Here is an 18,300-nt window from a genome sequence, read left to right as displayed (position 1 = left end):
GCAGCCATGAAGGCCAAGGTAGTGGTGGTCGGTAGCCTCAACATGGACCTGGTGGCCCGCGCCGAACGCCTGCCACGTCCGGGCGAAACGCTGGCCGGCGAAACCTTTTTCACCGTGCCTGGGGGCAAAGGTGCCAATCAGGCGGTGGCCGTCGCCCGACTGGGCGGCACTGTGGCGATGGTCGGCAACGTTGGCGATGACGCCTATGGCCAGCAGCTGCGCCAAGCGCTGGAGGTCGAAGGTATCGACTGCCAGGCAGTCAAGGTATGCGAGGGCGTTTCCAGCGGCGTGGCGCTGATTACCGTGGATGCCGCCAGCCAGAACTGCATCGTCATCATTCCCGGTGGCAACGGCCTGCTGACGCCACAGGCCGTGCAGCAGTTCGATGGGTTGTTGCAGGCGGCCGAAGTGATCATCTGCCAGCTCGAGGTGCCGGCCGACACCGTGGCCTGGACCCTGGCCCGGGGGCGTGAGCTTGGCAAGACCGTGATTCTCAACCCCGCGCCGGCCACCGGCCCGTTGCCGACACAATGGCTGGCCCACATCGATTACCTTGCCCCGAACGAAAGCGAGGCCCAAGCGCTGACCGGCGTGCCAGTCAGCGACCTCGACAGCGCCCGGCGTGCGGGTGAGCGCCTGGTGCAACTGGGGGTGCGCAAGGTGATCATCACGCTGGGCGCGCACGGGGCCCTGCTGGTTTGCGCGCAAGGCAGCCGGCACTTCCCCGCGCCCAAGGTCAAGGCGTTGGATACCACCGCCGCCGGCGATACCTTCATTGGCGGGTTCGCCGCCGCGCTGGTGCGTGGCCTGACGGAGGATGCCGCCATCGCTTTCGGCCAACGCGCCGCGGCGCTGTCCGTTACCCGCGTGGGTGCGCAGCCGTCCATCCCGTACCTCAAGGAGCTGCCATGAAGAAGACCGCACTGCTCAACATCGCCTTGTCACGCACCATTGCAGGCCTGGGGCATGGCGACATCCTGGTGATCGGCGATGCCGGGTTGCCGGTACCGCCGGGCGTCGAGCTGATCGACCTGGCGGTGACGCCAGGCATTCCGGATTTCGCCAGTGTGCTACGTACCGTGCTGAGCGAGATGCAAGTTGAGCGTTATGTGGTAGCAGAAGAAATGCTGGACGTGTCGCCACCTGCGCTGGCGGAAGTGGCACGCTTGCCGCTGGAACGGCGTGAGTTGATGCCCCACGAACAGTTCAAACGCCTCAGCCGTCAGGCCAAGGCCGTGGTGCGCACGGGGGAGTGCAAGCCTTACAGCAACATCGCCCTGATAGCCGGCGTCACCTTCTAGCTGTACGAGCCGGCTTGCCGGCGATGAGGCCGTTGCGGACAATGCTCGCTGACCGTCCAGTGCGATGAACCATGCACCCAGATCCGCAAACGCTCTACCAACAGGCCCTTAGCGACCAAGGTTACGTTCCCGACGCTGCCCAGGCCCAGGCTGCCATCGCCCTGCAGGCGTGCTTCGACAGCCTGCGACAAGGCAGACACGCCCAGGGTATCTACCTCTGGGGGCCAGTCGGGCGTGGCAAGACCTGGCTCATGGACCTGTTCCACCGTTGCCTGCAAGTGCCTGCCCGACGGCAGCACTTCCATCACTTCATGGCCTGGGTGCACCAGCGGCTGTTCCAGCTCAACGGCACTGCCGACCCGTTGCATGCACTGGCACGTGAGCTGGCCGGGCAGATCCGCGTGCTGTGCTTCGATGAACTGTTCGTCAGCGACATAGGCGATGCGATCATCCTGGGGCGCTTGTTCCAGGTGCTGTTCGATGAGGGTGTGGTCATCGTGGCCACCTCAAACCAGCCGCCGGACCAGCTGTACCGCGACGGCTTCAACCGCGAGCGTTTCCTGCCGGCGATAGCCGCCATCGAGCGGCACATGAAGGTGCTCTCGGTGGCCGGCGAGCAGGATCACCGCTTGCACCCAGGGGCTGCGCGGCAACGCTACTGGGTGGCCGAGGCGGGCGGCAGCACTGCCCTTGCGCGGGTTTTCGAACAGCTCAGTGCGCACGAGCCAGGCACGGATCAACCGCTGACGCTGGGCAGCCGCCAGATTCACGTGGTACGCCGTAGCGAGCAGGCCATTTGGTGCCGCTTCGCCGACTTGTGCGAGCAGCCCCTGGCAGCCATGGAGTTCATGGCATTGTGCGATCGCTTTTCGGCCATTTTGGTGGAGGGCATCCCGGCCCTGGGTGGAGAGCAACGGGCAGGGCGTATCGCTCGCGGTACCGAAGATGCAGCGGCCCGGGTCGAGGCTGGCGATCGCCAATTGCCGATGCTGTCGCCCAAGGACGATGCGGTGCGCCGCTTCATCGCCCTGGTCGATGAGTGCTATGACCGCAAGGTGGCTTTGTACCTGGAAGCGCAGGTACCGCTCGAAGCACTCTACACTCAAGGGTATCTGGCGTTCCCGTATCAACGGACCCTCAGCCGGCTACGGGAGATGCAACTGCAACGCTTCGCCTGAAGGAGCCGAATCATGGAGCCGCTGTCGCATCATCTGCTGACCCAGGCCTACAACAATGCCTGGGCCAATCACCGCCTGTACAAGGCTTGCCTGCAACTGACCCAGGACGAATTCGTCGCCCCGCGTTGCAGTTTTTTCCCATCGATCAAGTCCACCCTCAACCATCTGTTGACGGTGGACTGGTTCTATTTGCACATGCTCGAATGCGAGCAGCGCGGGGAAACACCTACCCCGGATGCAGAGCGCTTTTTCGAGCCGGAACAGCCGTTCGCCACCTGCGCTGACCTGCATGCCGAGCAAGCCCAGGCAGACCATCGGTTGATCAGCTATTGCCAGGGATTGCGTGATGACCAGTTGGCCCGGTATGTGAACATTGCCCGTCCTCAGCGCATGCAACGCGAGCCTCGGTTGCGCCTGCTGGCGCATTTGTTCGAGCACCAGATCCATCACCGTGGCCAAGTGCACGGGATGCTTAGCAACACCTCGGTGAGACCGCCCCAGCTGGACGAGTTCTTCTGCGAGGAGGAAGCCGGGTTGCGGGCGGAGGATTTTGCCGAACTTGGCTGGACCGAAGCACAGATCTGGAAGAACTGAGCCGCCCGTGGGAGGGGCCTTGCATCGCGAAAGGCCCGCCCGGCAGCCCCACGGCGTAGCGGGCGGAGTGAGAATCCTTGCCGCTCGATCGTGACAGTTAGCCACTCCCACAGGCGTCTGCGTTTACCGGGTCAACGCCCCAGCCATTCGATCAACGCCTTGTGAAACTGCGCCGGCTCCTCGATCTGTGGCGCGTGTCCCAGCCCGGCGAAGGTCACCAGTTCGCCTTGGGGGATCATCTTGGCCACCTGCGGCCCCAGCACTTTGTACTGGCCAAGCTTGGCTTTTACATCCGTTGGCGCGATATCGCTGCCGATGGCCGTGGTGTCCTGATCGCCGATCAACAGCAACGTCGGCATCTTCAGGTCCTTGAACTCGTGATACACCGGTTGGGTGAAGATCATGTCGTAGATCAGCGCCGAGTTCCATGCCACACGTTCATGCCCAGGCCCTGTGTTCAACCCCACCAGCATCTGCACCCAGCGTTCGTACTCGGGCTTCCAGCGCCCGGCGTAATAGGTATTGCGCTCATACTTGCGCACACCGTCGGCATCGAGCTTCAGCTCTCGTTGGTACCACTGATCGACCGTCCGGTAAGGCACGCCTAGGGCTTTCCAGTCCTCCAGGCCAATGGGATTGACCATGGCCAGGCGTTCGACTTGCTGTGGGTACATCAAGGCGTAGCGGGTGGCGAGCATGCCGCCTGTGGAATGACCGAGGATGACCGCCTGCTTGATGCCTAACTGGGCGAGCAGCGCCTGGGTGTTGTCGGCCAGTTGCTGGAAGCTGTACTGGTAGTGGGCAGGCTTGCTGGAGCTACAGAAACCGACCTGGTCGGGCGCGATGACCCGGTAGCCAGCCTGGCTCAGGGCGTCGATGGTGGTTTCCCAGGTGGCGGCGCAGAAGTTCTTGCCGTGCATCAGCACGACGCTGCGGCCATTGGCTTGCCCCTTGGCAGGCACGTCCATGTACCCCATCTGCAGGCGCTGCCCCTGGGAGGTGAAGTCGAAATGCCTGAGCGGGTAGGGGTACTGGAAGCCTTCGAGCTGTTGACCGTAGGTGGGCATTTCAGCGGCGAGGGCCGGGCCCGTCATCAGGCAGGCCAGGGCCAGGGCGGTTGCGCGCAGCATGGGGGCACTCCGTGTAGGGCCATGTAGGAATGGGCGACTGTAGCAGTCGCTTGCCCTGATGAAACGTTAAAGGTGTTACCAGGCGTGAAACCAGCCCAGCGTGATCATCGCCAACACGGTGTAGCGACCGGCCTTGGCCAGGGTCACCAGCAACAGGAAACGCCAGAAGGGTTCGCGCATGATGCCGGCGATCAATGTCAGCGGGTCGCCAATCACGGGCATCCAACTGAGCAGCAGCGACCATTGTCCCCAGCGTTGGTAGCGCTGCTGGGCACGCTCCAGTTGCGCGGCGCTGAAAGGGAACCAGCGCTTCTCGCGCAGGTGCTCGATGGCGCGGCCTAGCAGCCAGTTGACCACCGAACCGAGCACATTGCCCAAGGTTGCCACCGCAAGGAGGGTCGCCCAGGTGTCGGGCTGGCGCAGCAGCAACCCCACCAGCACGGCTTCCGACTGTAGAGGCAGCAGGGTCGCTGCGCCAAAGGCGCTGAGAAACAGCGCCCAGAGGCTGAGCATCAGTAGTTGGCGACCACGGTGTCCTTGCCTTCCTGGGTCACCCCGATGACCTGGTAAGGGTCCTTGTGATCGCCCATTTCCATACCTGGCGAGCCCATGGGCATGCCGGGTACTGCCAGGCCTTTTAGGTCAGTGCGCTTGGCCAGCAGACGCACCTGCTCGGCCGGCACATGGCCTTCGACGAACTTGCCGTCGATCACCCCGGTGTGACACGACGCCAGGCGCGGTGCGACGCCCAGGCGCTGCTTGACCGCGCTCATGTTCGGCTCGACATGGTCATTGACGGTGAAGCCGTTGTCGCGAAGGTGGCTGATCCAGGCTTTGCAGCAGCCGCAGTTGGGGTCGCGGTAGACGTCGATGGTTTCGGCTGCCTGGGCCAGGCCTGTGAAGGCCAGCAGTCCCAGGGTGATCAAGTGTTTACGCAGCATGAGGGTTCAACTCCTTCTAAGACGCAGCCGCATGCCTGTCATCACAGGCGTCGGTTCCAGGCCCGGCGGTAGGTCAGCAGCATAGCGTAAGCCGCCTCCCGGCGCAGCGTGCACGTCGTCAGCTCGCCTGCTCGTCCTGGCCAAGGTCACGCATCAGCAGGCCGAACGACAATGGGACCTGCTCAGGAATGGGCAGGTACACGATGTGGCCATCCCCCGGCGCCACGTCGATGGCCCGTTGCTGCCGGTTGTTCAGGCGATGGAGGTCGAAATGATAATTGCCACGCGGGGTCATCAGCTCCAGGTGATCGCCCACGGCGAAGCGGTTCTTCACCTTGACCTCGGCCAGCCCATCAACGCGCTCGCCCGTCAGCTCGCCAACGAACTGCTGGCGCTCGGACACCGAGTTGCCTCGTTGGTAGTTCTGGTACTCGTCGTGAACATGGCGGCGCAGGAAACCCTCGGTGTAGCCACGCTGTGCAAGAGATTCGAGGTTGCCCATCAGGCTTCGGTCGAAGGGTCGGCCGGCCACCGCGTCGTCGATGGCCTGGCGATAGGATTGCACCGCGCGGGCACAGTAGAAGTGCGACTTGGTCCGGCCTTCGATTTTCAGCGAATGCACCCCCATGGCGGTCAGCCGCTCGACATGCTGGATAGCGCGCAGGTCCTTGGCGTTCATGATGTAGGTACCGTGCTCGTCCTCGAAGGCGGGCATCGCCTCGCCCGGGCGGTTGCTCTCCTGCAGCAGGAACAGCTGGTCGGTAGGGGTGCCCAGGCCGAGTGTCGGTTCGACCAGTTGCACGATGTCGCCGGTGGCGTTTTCAGTGGCCGGCTGGGCGTCGTACTTCCAGCGGCAGGCATTGGTGCAGGTGCCTTGGTTGGCATCGCGCTTGTTCAGGTAGCCCGACAACAGGCAGCGGCCAGAGTACGCCATGCACAGGGCACCGTGGACGAACACTTCCAGTTCCATCTCCGGCACCTGCTGACGGATTTCCGCGATTTCCTCTAGCGACAGTTCACGGGACAGGATGACCCGACTCAAGCCCAATTGCTGCCAGAACTGCACACTGGCCCAGTTGACCGTGTTGGCCTGTACCGACAGGTGCACCGGCATGTGCGGGAAGTGCTGGCGCACCAGCATGATCAGGCCCGGGTCGGACATGATCAGCGCATCGGGCGCCATGTCGATCACGGGCGCAAGGTCTTTGAGGAAGGTCTTGAGCTTGGCGTTGTGCGGGGCGATGTTGACCACCACGTAAAAGCGCTTGCCCCGGGCGTGCGCCTCCTGGATGCCCAAGGCCAGGTTGGCGTGGTCGAATTCATTGTTGCGCACGCGCAGGCTGTAGCGCGGCTGGCCGGCGTAGACCGCATCGGCGCCATAGGCGAAGGCATAGCGCATGGTCTTGAGGGTGCCGGCTGGGGCCAGCAATTCGGGCTTGGCGAAGGAGGTCATGTGCGCACCGGGGCAAAAGCGGCGGATGCTAAGGCTCGGCTCGCGGCTGCGTATTGATTTGAATCAACGCCAGGGTGGCACTTTTCCTGTGATGGCCTGCACTAACAACCAGGACACTCAAGGAATCACCATGAACGAAACCGCCCTCCAGAACAGAGCCCTGGCCGTACTCCTGACGTTGGTGTCGGTCGCTTTCGCGTGGATACTACTGCCCTATTACGGCGCCATCTTCTGGGCGGTGATTCTCGGCATCCTCTTCGCGCCTTTGCAGCGCCATCTGCTGATCCGCTTCGGTCGGCGTCGTAACCTGGCCGCCGCGGCCACTTTGCTGGTATGCCTGATGGTGGCCATCTTGCCGGTGATCATCACCAGCGCATTGCTGGTGCAGGAGGGGGCGGCGTTGTACCAGCGCATCGAGAGCGGTCAACTGGACATCGCCGGCTATGTCGAGCGCGGCCGGGACATGCTGCCCGCCTTCGCCCAGCAAGGGCTGGACAGGATGGGCATGGGTAACTTCGACGGCCTGCGCGAGAAAATCACCAAATGGGCCACCCAGGGCAGTCAGGTACTGGCCAGCCAGGCGTTCAACTTCGGCCAAGGCACCTTCGAATTCCTGATCAGCTTCGGCATCATGATGTACCTGCTGTTCTTCTTCTTGCGCGAGGGGCCGGAGGTGGCTCGTCAGGTACGGCTTGCGGTGCCGTTGCCCGAGCACCAGAAGCGCCGTCTGCAACTGAAGTTCAACCGCGTGGTGCGGGCGACGGTCAAGGGCAACGTGCTGGTCGCGATCACCCAGGGCGCGCTGGGCGGATTCATCTTCTGGGTGCTGGACATTCCCAGTGCGCTGGTATGGGCGGTGTTGATGGCGTTCCTGTCGTTGTTGCCGGCGGTGGGCGCGGGCATTGTCTGGGCACCGGTGGCGGCGTATTTCCTGCTGACCGGAGCGATTCTGCAGGGCGCGATCCTGACGGCATTCGGGGTGCTGGTGATTGGCCTGGTGGACAACCTGCTACGACCGATTCTGGTGGGCAAGGACACCCGAATGCCCGATTACCTGATCCTGGTGTCCACCTTGGGCGGGCTGGCGGTGTTCGGGCTCAATGGGTTCGTGATCGGGCCGTTGATCGCGGCCTTGTTCGTCTCCAGTTGGGCGATTTTCGCATCGACCAAGCCGAAGGTGCAGTTGCCGCAGTAGGGCAGGCCGAATTATCGGAAACTGTACGAAACGCCTGCATACACGCTGAAACTTTCGCCGGGTGTGGAGCGGGCCTTGTCCAGTCCTGCGTCGTCGTAGCCTGGTGTAACCGTGGCGGCATAACGTTTGTTGGTCAGGTTGCGCAGGTCAAGCCAGGTTTGCCAGTCCTGCTTGGGCGAATCCCAGCCCAGGCGCGCACCGAGCAGGGCATAGGCATCGGCGGGGTAGCTGTTGGCGTAGTCGACCTGCACCTTCGAGGCCATCTGGGTGTTCACGCCGGCGTAGAAGCCGCCTGGCCAGTCATAACGCAGTTCGGCCTGGTAATAATGCATCGGGATGCCGGGCAGGCGGTTGTCGCCGAACGTGTCGTCATCGCGGTAGTGGAAGTCGCTGAAGGTGTAGGCCTGGCGCAGGCTCAACTTGCCGGTGCCGGATTGTTCCCAGAGGATACTGTCCAATGCGGCTTCGACACCTTGGTGGACCGTGGGGCTGGCGTTGTATTCGGCGGTAATGCCGGGGGCCAGTTCCACTGCCAGCAGTTCGTGACGCACCTGGGCGTAGTACCAGGCCAGCTCCCAACGACCGACTCTCGAGTCGCCACGAGCACCCAGTTCCAGTGTTGTGGCTGTCTGGTTTTGCATCTCGATCGGTTGCGTCTTGGTCGGTGCGCTCCAGATCAGCGACCACGGATGTGGCGGCTCAACCGAGCGGCTGAGGTTGCCATAGACCTGTAAGTCAGGACGAATGTCGTAGCGCAGGCCTACACGTGGTGCATAGTCCCAGTCGTGTTGGCTGACCTTCCCGCCTTCGGCAGGATAGGTCACATCGCTCTCGCGTCGGGTATAGATCATCGCCAGGCCAGTGGTCAGCCAGAGGTCCGGGACCAGCTCCAGGTCGTTGCCGGCATGCAGCACGGTGTCCGAGCCCTGATAGCTGAAGTCGCGCGTGCGCTCGCCAACTATATCGTTCACCCGCGTGAATTGTGATGCGCCGCTGTTGGGCAGGTGTTTGGTGGTGCGCCACCCGATGGTCGTCTTGCTCTCATGGCCGAACAAGGTGTCCCGACGGAAGTAGTTGAGCGTGCCACTGACATCGGTGTAGGCAACCTTCAGGCGCATTGCGCCTTCACGCAAGTCCATCGGGTAGTCGTGATAGACCAGCCCTGCTTCCAGGCGTGAGTCGTCGTCCAGGAAGAAGGTGGTTTTGTTGCCCACCCAGGTGCTGCCCGGCTGCGGACGGCTGTCATTACGTGACAAGTAACCTGGATTGGCAGCCCGCGGATCATGCTTGATCTGCGCTTTGGTCAAGCGGCCGGCCAACGCGTTTTCGGTTTCTCGGTAGCGCAGGTAGAAGCGGGTTTCCAGGTTGGGATTGAAACGGTAGCCGACATTGGCGGCAATCCCCTTGGCACTGCCGCTGCTGTGCTTCTGATAACCGTCGTATTCCGAATCGGTCAGCGCCACGTAGTAGTCCAGGTTACCCAGCACCTGGCCCGAGCTGATATGCCGGTGCTGGTAACCACGGCTGCCAACCTCGTAGCGCACCTGCAGCGGCGCTGCATCGTACCCTGTGTGGGTCACATAGTTGATCGCGCCGCCCAGCGCCAGGGCACCCTGGTCGAAACCATTGGCGCCGCGCAGCACTTCGGCCCGGCTCAGCCACAGGGGTTCGAACAGTTCGTAGGGTGTGCCGCCGGGACCGGTCAGGGGCAGTCCGTCGAACATCGTGTACACCCCGGAGCCATGTGCCCCCGGTGCACGGTTGATGCCTGAACCGCGAATCGACAGCTTGATGCCATCGTTGCCCGCCGACTGGGCGAATACCCCAGGCTGGTAAGCCAGCACATCCTGATTACTGGCCACCCGGCCCTGACCAACACGCTGCATGTCCACCAGGTTGCTGGCCCCCGGCACCGCCTGCAGGCGTTCGCGGGCGTCGTCCAGCTCGCTTTGCTGCTCGTCATTGATCAGCACCTCGCCCAGTTCAACGGCTGGAGCAGCAGTGGCTTGCTGGCTGAGGGTGAAAGCGGCCAGCAGGCCAAGGCAAGACGAAAGGGGCAAAACGGGGCGCATCCTACAACTCCAGGCGAAAAGCGAACAGGCAACCGCGTTGTGACGAAAGAAATACCGTCCAGAGCACGGGGAATTTCAGTTAATTGCACCGCGCCAATGGAAGACGGTTGTGTAGGAAGCGCGTTTACAAACCCCGCGAGTGGAGCCAGCACATCGCCCTTCGTAAGGTGGGCCCATGGCGACAGCACATCCGGCTGTCGCAACTGGCGATTACTTGTGGAGTTCAATGATGAAAACCAACGTACGGCAGGAACCAGAACATGCTGCGGACACACCGATTCGCCTGACGCCCCGCGAGCATCAGGTCCTGCTGTGGTGTGCATACGGCAAGAGCTCGTGGGAGATCGGTCGAATTCTGCAGTGCAAGGAGTCGACGGTGAATTTCCACGTGTCCAATATCCTGCGCAAATTCGATGTCCCCACGCGTGTAGCGGCTGTGATCAAGGCCATACGCTACGGCATGTTGTCCGAGCAGTGAGGGCGGATCATGTCATCAGAGCGTATGGAAGATTTACCGCCGCCACCCGCGTTGCCTGTCAAGGGGGCACGTTTTCCCGATGGCGATGATCCTTTTTGGCCACGCATTGAACTGTGTTCGCTACGAGAGCGCTTGCGCCTTGGCGGTCAGGTGAGCGAGGCGCGCCTGGCACTGGCGGCTCGCTGTGCGGCGATCAACGCTGCTTCGGAGTTCGCGCACTGGCGCGCCGTACTGCGAGGGCGTGGCTACAAGCGTCTGGAGGACGTAGCAGGGCATGACCATGGAAGGGCGTTGTCGGTCTGCTATCGGCGTTTCGTCGAGGCCGCCGTGATGCGTACTCTTTATACCAAGCCCGGCGGGCAGGTGGTGTGGAGAACGCCATCATGAGCGAACGCTACCTGCTGGAGGCGGCCAGCGCGGCTTTTCGTGAGGTGCTCAATACAGAGGGCAGGGCGCTGTTCGGTGCGTTGCTGGGAGCTTTGCTGGTCAGTGCCGCGCGAGATCGCTTGATCATCGTCTCGCGCAAGCGCCTGTCGACCCGCAAGCAGATGCTGCTGGTGTTTCTGACGCTGGGCGTAGGCTATCTGTTCGAGCCGTTGTTGCATTCCTTGGTGCCCATGTTGTCACGCGGCATGGCCGCCTTCGTGGCGGCGGTGGTGGTGATTCCGATCAGCCTCAAGGTCATGGTCTGGCTGGATTCTGTGGACCTGCGCGAGCTGCTTCAGCGCTGGCGCCGTCGTGGCTAGCCTTCGATTGGAGTGGGCATGCGCAGCGTCAGCTCGCGCACCTGGCGCTCCAGTTGGTGGATTCGTTGCTTGTCTTCGATCTGCAATTGAATCGCCTGGCGATCGGCAACTGAAAGCGCGCGAAGACGCGCGAGCATGTCGCTCTCCCAAGTCTCGTTTGCCAAGCCCGACTGGCCGTCCTGGTACTCACCCAGCAATAGCCAGTCGAGCGAGCAGCCGCGCTGGCGGGCGATGTCTATGCATAGTGCGTAGGGAATGCTGCCACGCACCTTCCAACTGCTCAGGGTCTGCGGGCTTACCGCAAGGGCCCTGGCCAGCTGCACATCGGTCTCCGAGCCGGTCAGCAGCTTGAGACGTGCCAGCACTGATGCAAATAAAGGGCTACTCATAACAAATATCCACGACTGGTTTAACGACGTTACTTGGGCTTAAACTACTTGTTACGAATAGTAGCCCTGCATTTTGAGGAGATATCCTGACATGAGGAGCAGCATGATGAAAAACCCTTCCTTTTCCGTAGTCAATACTGATGCACTTGGGGGAGCATTCTTACAGCATATCTGTGCAATTAGCGCATGCAGGTATTTGGCGTGAGTACATACAAGCTGGTCTGTCCTCACTGCAACAGTCGAATGCGCATCCGTACCAGCGAAGGACGGCACATTTTCCTGCGTATCGCGTACCTGCAGTGCACCACCGAGGCGTGTGGCTGGTCAGTGAGAGCCGAGTTCGAAATGACCCATGAGCTGTCACCCAGCGGCATGCCGAACCCTGAGGTCCACCTGCCATCGGCCGGCACTGAACTGCGCAAGTCGGCACTCAAGGATGGCAGTGCGGCCTCGCCCGAAAACCTTCGATCGGCCAAGCCCGTTCAGGTAACTACAAAACGCAGATAAAAAAACACCCCGCATGTGCGGGGTGTTTGTTTTACCGGTTCGGTCAGCCGAGCAGTTGCAGGCCAGCTTGCTGAACCAGTTCCAGCAGCGGCTGCGGGTACACGCCGAGCACGAAGGCAAGCAGGGCGATTGCCAGCAGCATGACGCCGCCGGTGCGTTGTTCCCACTTCAGCGGGGCATCGTGGCGACGCAGGTTAGGCTCCACCAGGTACAGGGTGACCATGACGCGCAGGTAGTAGTACACGCCGATGGCGCTGCCCAGAACCAAGGCACCGACCAGCCACCACAGTTGCGACTCGACGCCGGTGGCAATGATGTAGAACTTGCCGATGAAGCCGGCAGTCAGCGGGATACCCGCCAGCGACAGCATCATCACGGTCAGCACCGCAGTCAGGTACGGACGGCGCCAGAACAGGCCGCGGTACTCGTAAAGGGCATCGGCGTCACGACCGCCGTAAGGCGAGGACATCAGGGTGATCACACCGAAGGCGCCCAGGCTGGTGATGACGTAGGTGACCAGGTACACGCCCATGGCTTCCAGGGCCAGGCCCTTGCTGGCCACCAGCGCGATCACCAGGTAACCGAAGTGGGCGATGGACGAGTAACCCAGCAGACGCTTGAGGTTGCTCTGGGTCAGCGCCAGCAGGTTACCGATGAGGATCGAGGCGACCGCGATCACTGCCAGGACGGTGCTCAGGACGCCGCTGCTGGCAGCAGGGGAGAGCATGAACAGGCGCACGACCACGGCGAATACCGCGACCTTGCTGGCGGTGGCCAGGAAGGCGGCTACCGGCGCCGGGGCGCCTTCGTATACGTCCGGGGTCCACAGGTGGAACGGAACCAGCGACAGCTTGAAGGCCAGGCCAACCAGCATCATGCCCAGGCCCAGTTGGGCCACCAGGCTTGGCTTGCCGGTAGCAGCCAGGGCCTTGCCGATCAGGTCGAAGCTCAGGCTGCCAGCGTCGGCGTACAGCAGGGCCATGCCGAACAGCAGGAAGGCCGAACCTGCGGCCGACAGCACCATGTACTTGATACCGGCTTCCAGCGAACGCTTGTTGAAGAAGGCATACGCTACCAGGCCGTAGACCGGCACCGACAGCAGCTCCAGGCCGATGAACAGGCCAGCCAGGTGGTTGGCGCTGACCAGCACGAGGCCACCGAGGGCCGACATCAGCAGCAGCAGGTACAGCTCTTCACGGTTGCCCGGGAAGCCCTTGGAACCCTCGCCCAGATAGGCATGGGCGAGGGTTACGCAGGCCAGTGTCGCCACCAGGATGATCGCCATGTACAGGCAGGCGAACTTGTCGATGGTGACCAGCGAGGTGACCGCCAGCGGCGCGACTTTCAATGCTGGCAGGATCGATAGCAGGGCCAGGTTCAGCCCCACGGTGGACAACAGGAAGGTCTGCGAGTGATTGCGCTTCCAGGCGATCGCCAGCATCACCACCACCGTGGTGATGGTGGTGATCAGCATCGGCGCCAATGCGATGAAGTGTTGAGTGGTGAATTCCATAGCGCTCTTACCGGGCCGAAGCGAGTTGAGTGAAAGCGGAACCGAGCCACTGCTGCACACCGCTCATGGTGGCGGCAGAGGTGTCGAGGAACGGCTGTGGATACACGCCCAGCAGGATCAGCAGCACCGCCAGACCCACGACCATGACCAGCTCGCGACCGTCCATGCCAGCCAGGACGGCGTCGGACTTGGCCGGGCCGAAGTAGGCGCGGTGGATCATGATCAGCGAGTAGACCGAGCCGAACACCAGGCCGGTGGTGGCGATCACGGTGATCCAAGGCACATGCACGAAACTGCCGATCAGGATCAGGAACTCGCCGACGAAGTTGCCAGTACCTGGCAGGCCCAGGGAGGCGGCGGCGAAGAACAGGCTGATCGCGGGCAGGTAGGCGATGCGGTGCCACAGGCCGCCCATCTCACGCATGTCACGGGTATGCAGGCGCTCGTACAACTGGCCGGCCAGGATGAAGAGTGCGGCGGCCGACAGACCGTGGGCCAGCATCTGGATCACCGCGCCCTGCAGGGCTTGCTGGCTGCCGGAGTAGATACCGATCAGCACGAAGCCCATGTGCGAAACGCTGGAGAACGCGACCAGACGCTTGATGTCGGTCTGGGCAAAGGCCAGGAAGGCACCGTAGAAGATACCGATCAGACCCAGGGTCATGGCGATGGGCGCGAACTCGGCCGAGGCGTTCGGGAACAGCGGCAGGGCGAAGCGCAGCAGGCCGTAGGCCGCGGTCTTCAGCAAGATACCGGCCAGGTCCACGGAACCTGCGGTCGGTGCCTGGGCGTGTGCGTCAGGCAACCAGGAGTGGAACGGTACCACCGGCAGTTTCACCGCGAAGGCGATGAAGAAGCCCAGCATCAGCAGGTACTCGGTACCGGCTGGCAGTTCGGCCTTGAGCAGGTCGCTGTAGTTGAAGGTGATCACACCGGTGTTGGTGTAGTTGACCAGCACCAGGCCCAGGATCGCCACCAGCATGATCAGGCCGCTGGCCTGGGTGAAGATGAAGAACTTGGTCGCGGCGTAGATCCGGGTCTTCTTGCCGTCCGCGGAGCTGTGACCCCAGAGCGCGATGAGGAAGTACATCGGCACCAGCATCATTTCCCAGAAGAAGAAGAACAGGAACAGGTCCAGGGCCAGGAACACACCGACCACGCCGCCCAGGATCCACATCAGGTTGAGGTGGAAGAAGCCGACGTGACGCTGGATCTCTTTCCAGGAGCACAGTACCGACAGCACACCGAGCAGGCCGGTGAGCAGGATCATCAGCAGCGACAGGCCATCCAGGGCCAGGTGGACGCTGATGCCGAAGCGCTGGATCCACTGGACCTTGTATTCCAGTGCCCAGGCAGGCTCGGCGCCCGGAGCGGGGGCCAGGGTGTAGTCGCCGGTGCCCCACAGCCACAGGCCGATGCCGAGCAGCAGGGACATGGTCAGCAGTGCGATCCAGCGCGGCAGGGTGGCGCCGAAGCGCTCACCCAGCCAGCACAGGAAGCCGCCGATGAAGGGGATCAGGATCAGCCAAGGCAAAATCATGACGGGTTGGTTTCCTTTGGCAAAGTCGCAAGATTCATAGTCATACCGCGGCCACTACCACGGCGCCGATGACCAGCACGGCACCGACGGCGATCGAGGCGGTGTACCAGCGCAGCTGGCCGGTCTCGGTCTTGCTCATGGCGACGTTGCCGCCACGGGCCATCCGAGGAATCAGGCCGATGCTGCGGTCAACCGGGTCCTTGCGCAGGATGTGGCTGATCAGCAGGTAAGGTTTGACGAAGAGCTTGTCGTAGATCCAGTCGAAGCCCCAGGCGGCGAACCACCAGGCCGACAGGACGCGGCCGATGCCGCTGTTGGCGATGGCCGAGACCAGGCGACGCTTGCCCAGGAACAGCACCGCGGCCAGCAGGATGCCGGCAATGGCGATGGCGCCCGAGGTGATTTCCAACGCGTGCTTGGCTTCACCACCGGCGTGGCCGGCACTTTCAGGCAGAACGCCAGCCAGCGGCGGGTGGATCCACGCGCCGATGAAGGTCGACAGCACGATCAGCACGCCCAGTGGCAGCCAGTGGCTGATGCCGTGGCCAGCGTGGGCTTCGGTCTTGGCTTCGCCGTGGAAGGCGATGAAAATCAGGCGGAAGGTGTACAGCGAGGTCATGAACGCACCGACCAGCCCGGCATACAGCAGGCCGGTATTGCCACTGGCGAAGGCTTCCCAGAGGATCTCGTCCTTGGAGTAGAAGCCCACGGTCAGGATCGGCAGGGCCGCCAGGGCAGCACCACCCACCACGAAGCTGGCGTAGGCCAGCGGCAGCTTCTTCCACAGGCCGCCCATCTTGAAGATGTCCTGCTCGTGGTGGCAGGCAACGATCACCGCACCCGAGGCAAGGAACAGCAGGGCCTTGAAGAAGGCGTGTGTCATCAGGTGGAAGATTGCCGCGTCCCAGGCGCCGACGCCCAGGGCCAGGAACATGTAGCCGATCTGGCTCATGGTCGAGTAGGCGAGGATACGCTTGATGTCGGTCTGGACCAGGGCTGCGAAGCCCGCCAGGACCAGGGTGACGCCACCCACTACGCCCACCAGGTGCAGGATGTCCGGTGCCAGCAGGAACAGGCCGTTGGTACGGGCGATCAGGTAGACGCCCGCGGTCACCATGGTTGCCGCGTGGATCAGTGCCGATACCGGGGTAGGGCCAGCCATCGCGTCCGCCAGCCAGGTCTGCAGCGGCAGCTGGGCCGACTTACCGACCGCACCGCCCAGCAGCATCAGGGTGGCCAGGACCATCCAGGTGTCGCCCGCCTGGAATTTCTGCGGAGCCAGCACCAGCAGTTCCTGCACGTTCAGGGTACCCAGCTGGGCGAACAGGATGAACAGGCCGATGGCCATGAACACGTCGCCGATACGGGTGACGATGAAGGCCTTCAGTGCCGCGTTACCGTTGTTGCGGTTGCTGTAGTAGAAACCGATCAACAGGTACGAGCACAGGCCCACGCCTTCCCAGCCGAAGTAGATGAACAGCAGGTTGTCGCCCAGCACCAGGAACAGCATGCTGGCGATGAACAGGTTGGTGTAGGAGAAGAAGCGCGAGTAACCGGCTTCACCGCGCATGTACCAAGAGGCGAACAGGTGGATCAGGAAGCCGACACCGGTGACCACGCCGAGCATGGTGACCGACAGGCCGTCCACGTACAGGGTGAAGTTCGGCGCGAAGCCGTCCACCGACATCCACTGCCACAGCAGCTGGCTGTATGCGCCGCCTTCAGGCGGGGCAACGTTGAATTGCCAGATGACATAGGCGGCCACGGCGGCCGACAGGCCCACCGAGCCAACGCCGATCAGCGCGGACAGGTTCTCCGAGAACCGCCCGCGCGAGAACGACAGCAGCAGGAAGCCGATCAGGGGGAAGACGAAAGTCAGGAAGATAAGGTTCATCCGCGCATCTCACTGGCAGCATCGATGTCGAGAGTGTGGAAGCGGCGATACAACTGCAGCAGAATGGCCAGGCCAATGCTGGCCTCGGCGGCTGCCAGGCTGATCACCAGAATGAACATCACCTGGCCGTCGGGCTGGACCCAACGGGCACCGGCGACGATGAACGCCAGGGCAGAGGCGTTCATCATGACTTCCAGGCTCATGAGTACGAAAAGGATGTTGCGGCGGACCATCAGGCCAACCAGACCTAAGCAGAACAGGATCCCGGCTACCGCCAGGCCATGCTCAAGAGGGATAGCACCCATGATTTACTCCTTCGCCTCGTTGCGGCCCAGGTGGAAGGCGGTGACGGCTGCGGCGAGCAGCAGCATCGAGGCCAGTTCGACAACCAGCAGGTACGGCCCGAACAGGCTGATGCCCACGGTCTTGGCGTCCACGGTGGTGCCGCTGATACCGGCGCCGCTCGGGGCGACGAACAGCACGTAAAGCAGCTCCAGCAGCAGCAGGGCAGCCAGGATTACCGGCCCGGCCCAGATACCGGGCTTGAGCCAGCCCCTTTCCTGGGCGACCGACGCCGGCCCAAGGTTGAGCATCATCACCACGAACACGAACAGCACCATGATGGCGCCGGCGTAAGCGATCACTTCCAGTGCGCCGGCGAACGGCGCACCCAGGGCGAAGAAGATCATTGCCACGGAAATCAGCGAAATGATCAGGTAGAGCAGGGCGTGCACGGGGTTGGTGCCGGTCACCACCCGAAGGGTGGAGACCACGGCGATCCCGGATGCGAAGTAGAAAGCGAATTCCATCTTTCTGTCCTTATGGGAGCAAGCTCTTCACGTTGATCGGCTCGGCTTCGTTCTGTGCAGAGCCTTTCGGCTTGCCAGCGATGGCCATACCCGCAACACGGTAGAAGTTGTAGTCAGGGTTCTTGCCGGGGCCGGAGATCAGCAGATCTTCCTTCTCGTACACCAGGTCCTGACGCTTGAACTCGGCCATTTCGAAATCCGGAGTCAGCTGGATCGCGGTGGTCGGGCACGCCTCTTCGCACAGGCCGCAGAAAATGCAGCGCGAGAAGTTGATGCGGAAGAACTCAGGGTACCAACGCCCGTCCTCAGTCTCGGCTTTCTGCAGCGAGATGCAGCCAACCGGACAGGCCACCGCGCAGAGGTTGCACGCTACGCAGCGCTCCTCGCCATCGGGGTCGCGGGTCAGGACGATGCGGCCGCGGTAGCGCGGCGGCAGGTACACAGGCTCTTCTGGGTATTGCAGGGTGTCGCGTTTGCGGAACCCGTGGGAGAACACCATTGCCAGGCTGCGCAGCTGGGTGCCGGTGCCCTTAACGATGTCGCCGATATATTTGAACATG

At 62.6% G+C, this 18,300-nt stretch carries 21 protein-coding genes; 9 read left to right on the top strand and 12 right to left on the bottom strand.

Going from position 1 to position 18,300, the window contains the following annotated elements:
• The first annotated feature begins 6 nt into the window (after positions 1 to 6).
• The 4 genes from rbsK (at position 7) to IF103_RS15215 (ending at position 3,073) form a co-directional block, all read left to right on the top strand.
• Positions 7 to 912, top strand: coding sequence for a ribokinase (rbsK, locus tag IF103_RS15230; RefSeq protein ID WP_202675456.1), 906 nt, complete (start codon positions 7 to 9; stop codon positions 910 to 912).
• Positions 909 to 1,301, top strand: coding sequence for a D-ribose pyranase (gene rbsD / locus IF103_RS15225; RefSeq protein ID WP_104881487.1), 393 nt, complete (start codon positions 909 to 911; stop codon positions 1,299 to 1,301). Before rbsK ends, rbsD begins: the two co-directional genes overlap by 4 nt.
• A gap of 71 nt (positions 1,302 to 1,372) precedes the next feature.
• Positions 1,373 to 2,479 (top strand): cell division protein ZapE, encoded by a 1,107-nt coding sequence (gene zapE / locus IF103_RS15220; protein WP_023381242.1) that lies wholly within the window; start codon positions 1,373 to 1,375, stop codon positions 2,477 to 2,479.
• 12 nt (positions 2,480 to 2,491) lie between these two features.
• On the top strand, positions 2,492 to 3,073 hold the full coding sequence (locus IF103_RS15215; protein WP_023381241.1) for a DinB family protein: 582 nt from the start codon (positions 2,492 to 2,494) through the stop codon (positions 3,071 to 3,073).
• Positions 3,074 to 3,204: 131 nt separating this feature from the next.
• Here IF103_RS15215 and IF103_RS15210 read toward each other — a convergent pair whose 3' ends face one another.
• The 4 genes from IF103_RS15210 to trhP all read right to left on the bottom strand — a co-directional run bounded on the left by IF103_RS15210 (position 3,205) and on the right by trhP (position 6,597).
• Positions 3,205 to 4,203, bottom strand: coding sequence for an alpha/beta fold hydrolase (locus IF103_RS15210; protein ID WP_104881488.1), 999 nt, complete (start codon positions 4,201 to 4,203; stop codon positions 3,205 to 3,207).
• Between the two features lie 75 nt (positions 4,204 to 4,278).
• On the bottom strand, positions 4,279 to 4,716 hold the full coding sequence (locus tag IF103_RS15205; RefSeq protein ID WP_023381239.1) for a YqaA family protein: 438 nt from the start codon (positions 4,714 to 4,716) through the stop codon (positions 4,279 to 4,281).
• Positions 4,716 to 5,144, bottom strand: coding sequence for a DUF411 domain-containing protein (locus tag IF103_RS15200; RefSeq protein ID WP_202675455.1), 429 nt, complete (start codon positions 5,142 to 5,144; stop codon positions 4,716 to 4,718). The genes IF103_RS15205 and IF103_RS15200 overlap by 1 nt, the downstream gene beginning before the upstream one ends.
• A 118-nt stretch (positions 5,145 to 5,262) precedes the next feature.
• Positions 5,263 to 6,597 carry a prephenate-dependent tRNA uridine(34) hydroxylase TrhP gene (gene trhP / locus IF103_RS15195; RefSeq protein WP_023381237.1) on the bottom strand — a complete coding sequence of 445 codons (1,335 nt, stop codon included), beginning with the start codon at positions 6,595 to 6,597 and terminating at the stop codon, positions 5,263 to 5,265.
• Between the two features lie 130 nt (positions 6,598 to 6,727).
• On the opposite strand from trhP, the gene IF103_RS15190 reads away from it, so the two are divergent.
• Positions 6,728 to 7,792 (top strand): AI-2E family transporter, encoded by a 1,065-nt coding sequence (locus IF103_RS15190; RefSeq protein ID WP_023381236.1) that lies wholly within the window; start codon positions 6,728 to 6,730, stop codon positions 7,790 to 7,792.
• Positions 7,793 to 7,803: 11 nt separating this feature from the next.
• Here the strand turns inward: IF103_RS15190 and IF103_RS15185 are convergent, their stop codons facing one another.
• On the bottom strand, positions 7,804 to 9,864 hold the full coding sequence (locus IF103_RS15185; RefSeq protein WP_023381235.1) for a TonB-dependent receptor family protein: 2,061 nt from the start codon (positions 9,862 to 9,864) through the stop codon (positions 7,804 to 7,806).
• 229 nt (positions 9,865 to 10,093) lie between these two features.
• Between IF103_RS15185 and IF103_RS15180 the strand changes: the two genes are divergently transcribed.
• The 3 genes from IF103_RS15180 to IF103_RS15170 are packed head-to-tail and all read left to right on the top strand — an operon-like array spanning position 10,094 to position 11,088.
• Entirely contained in the window at positions 10,094 to 10,342 is a 249-nt protein-coding gene (locus tag IF103_RS15180) for a response regulator transcription factor (RefSeq protein WP_023381234.1), read from the top strand.
• A gap of 24 nt (positions 10,343 to 10,366) precedes the next feature.
• The gene (locus IF103_RS15175) at positions 10,367 to 10,729 is read left to right on the top strand and encodes a head completion/stabilization protein (protein ID WP_371919607.1); all 363 of its coding nucleotides are present in this window, start codon (positions 10,367 to 10,369) and stop codon (positions 10,727 to 10,729) included.
• Complete coding sequence (locus IF103_RS15170; RefSeq protein ID WP_023381232.1) at positions 10,726 to 11,088, top strand: hypothetical protein; 363 nt, start codon at positions 10,726 to 10,728, stop codon at positions 11,086 to 11,088. The genes IF103_RS15175 and IF103_RS15170 overlap by 4 nt, the downstream gene beginning before the upstream one ends.
• On the opposite strand, the gene IF103_RS15165 is transcribed toward IF103_RS15170, so the two are convergent.
• A complete protein-coding gene (locus IF103_RS15165) occupies positions 11,085 to 11,477 on the bottom strand; it encodes a helix-turn-helix domain-containing protein (RefSeq protein ID WP_104881491.1) in 393 nt (130 codons plus the stop codon). The genes IF103_RS15170 and IF103_RS15165 overlap by 4 nt on opposite strands.
• A gap of 201 nt (positions 11,478 to 11,678) precedes the next feature.
• Between IF103_RS15165 and IF103_RS15160 the strand changes: the two genes are divergently transcribed.
• The gene (locus IF103_RS15160; RefSeq protein WP_252189405.1) at positions 11,679 to 11,984 is read left to right on the top strand and encodes an Ogr/Delta-like zinc finger protein; all 306 of its coding nucleotides are present in this window, start codon (positions 11,679 to 11,681) and stop codon (positions 11,982 to 11,984) included.
• 43 nt (positions 11,985 to 12,027) lie between these two features.
• Here the strand turns inward: IF103_RS15160 and nuoN are convergent, their stop codons facing one another.
• From nuoN to nuoI, 6 genes are read right to left on the bottom strand one after another with little or no spacing between them, the layout of a single operon-like run.
• Entirely contained in the window at positions 12,028 to 13,497 is a 1,470-nt protein-coding gene (gene nuoN / locus IF103_RS15155) for an NADH-quinone oxidoreductase subunit NuoN (protein ID WP_023381229.1), read from the bottom strand.
• A gap of 7 nt (positions 13,498 to 13,504) precedes the next feature.
• Entirely contained in the window at positions 13,505 to 15,037 is a 1,533-nt protein-coding gene (gene nuoM, locus IF103_RS15150; RefSeq protein WP_202675454.1) for an NADH-quinone oxidoreductase subunit M, read from the bottom strand.
• A gap of 40 nt (positions 15,038 to 15,077) precedes the next feature.
• Entirely contained in the window at positions 15,078 to 16,931 is a 1,854-nt protein-coding gene (nuoL, locus tag IF103_RS15145; RefSeq protein ID WP_023381227.1) for an NADH-quinone oxidoreductase subunit L, read from the bottom strand.
• Positions 16,928 to 17,236, bottom strand: a complete 309-nt coding sequence (nuoK, locus tag IF103_RS15140; protein ID WP_008096201.1) for an NADH-quinone oxidoreductase subunit NuoK — start codon at positions 17,234 to 17,236, stop codon at positions 16,928 to 16,930. Before nuoK ends, nuoL begins: the two co-directional genes overlap by 4 nt.
• Before the next feature lie 3 nt (positions 17,237 to 17,239).
• Entirely contained in the window at positions 17,240 to 17,740 is a 501-nt protein-coding gene (nuoJ, locus tag IF103_RS15135) for an NADH-quinone oxidoreductase subunit J (protein WP_023381226.1), read from the bottom strand.
• Positions 17,741 to 17,750: 10 nt separating this feature from the next.
• Positions 17,751 to 18,299: an NADH-quinone oxidoreductase subunit NuoI gene (nuoI, locus tag IF103_RS15130; protein ID WP_003251442.1), complete on the bottom strand. Its 549-nt coding sequence runs from the start codon at positions 18,297 to 18,299 to the stop codon at positions 17,751 to 17,753.
• Position 18,300: the final 1 nt, after the last annotated feature.

Source organism: Pseudomonas sp. SK2, assembly GCF_016772395.1.
In the GTDB taxonomy this organism is placed as follows: Bacteria; Pseudomonadota; Gammaproteobacteria; order Pseudomonadales; family Pseudomonadaceae; genus Aquipseudomonas; species Aquipseudomonas taiwanensis.
Note: the sequence above shows the minus strand (reverse complement) of the source record. Positions and strands in the feature narration are given on the sequence as shown.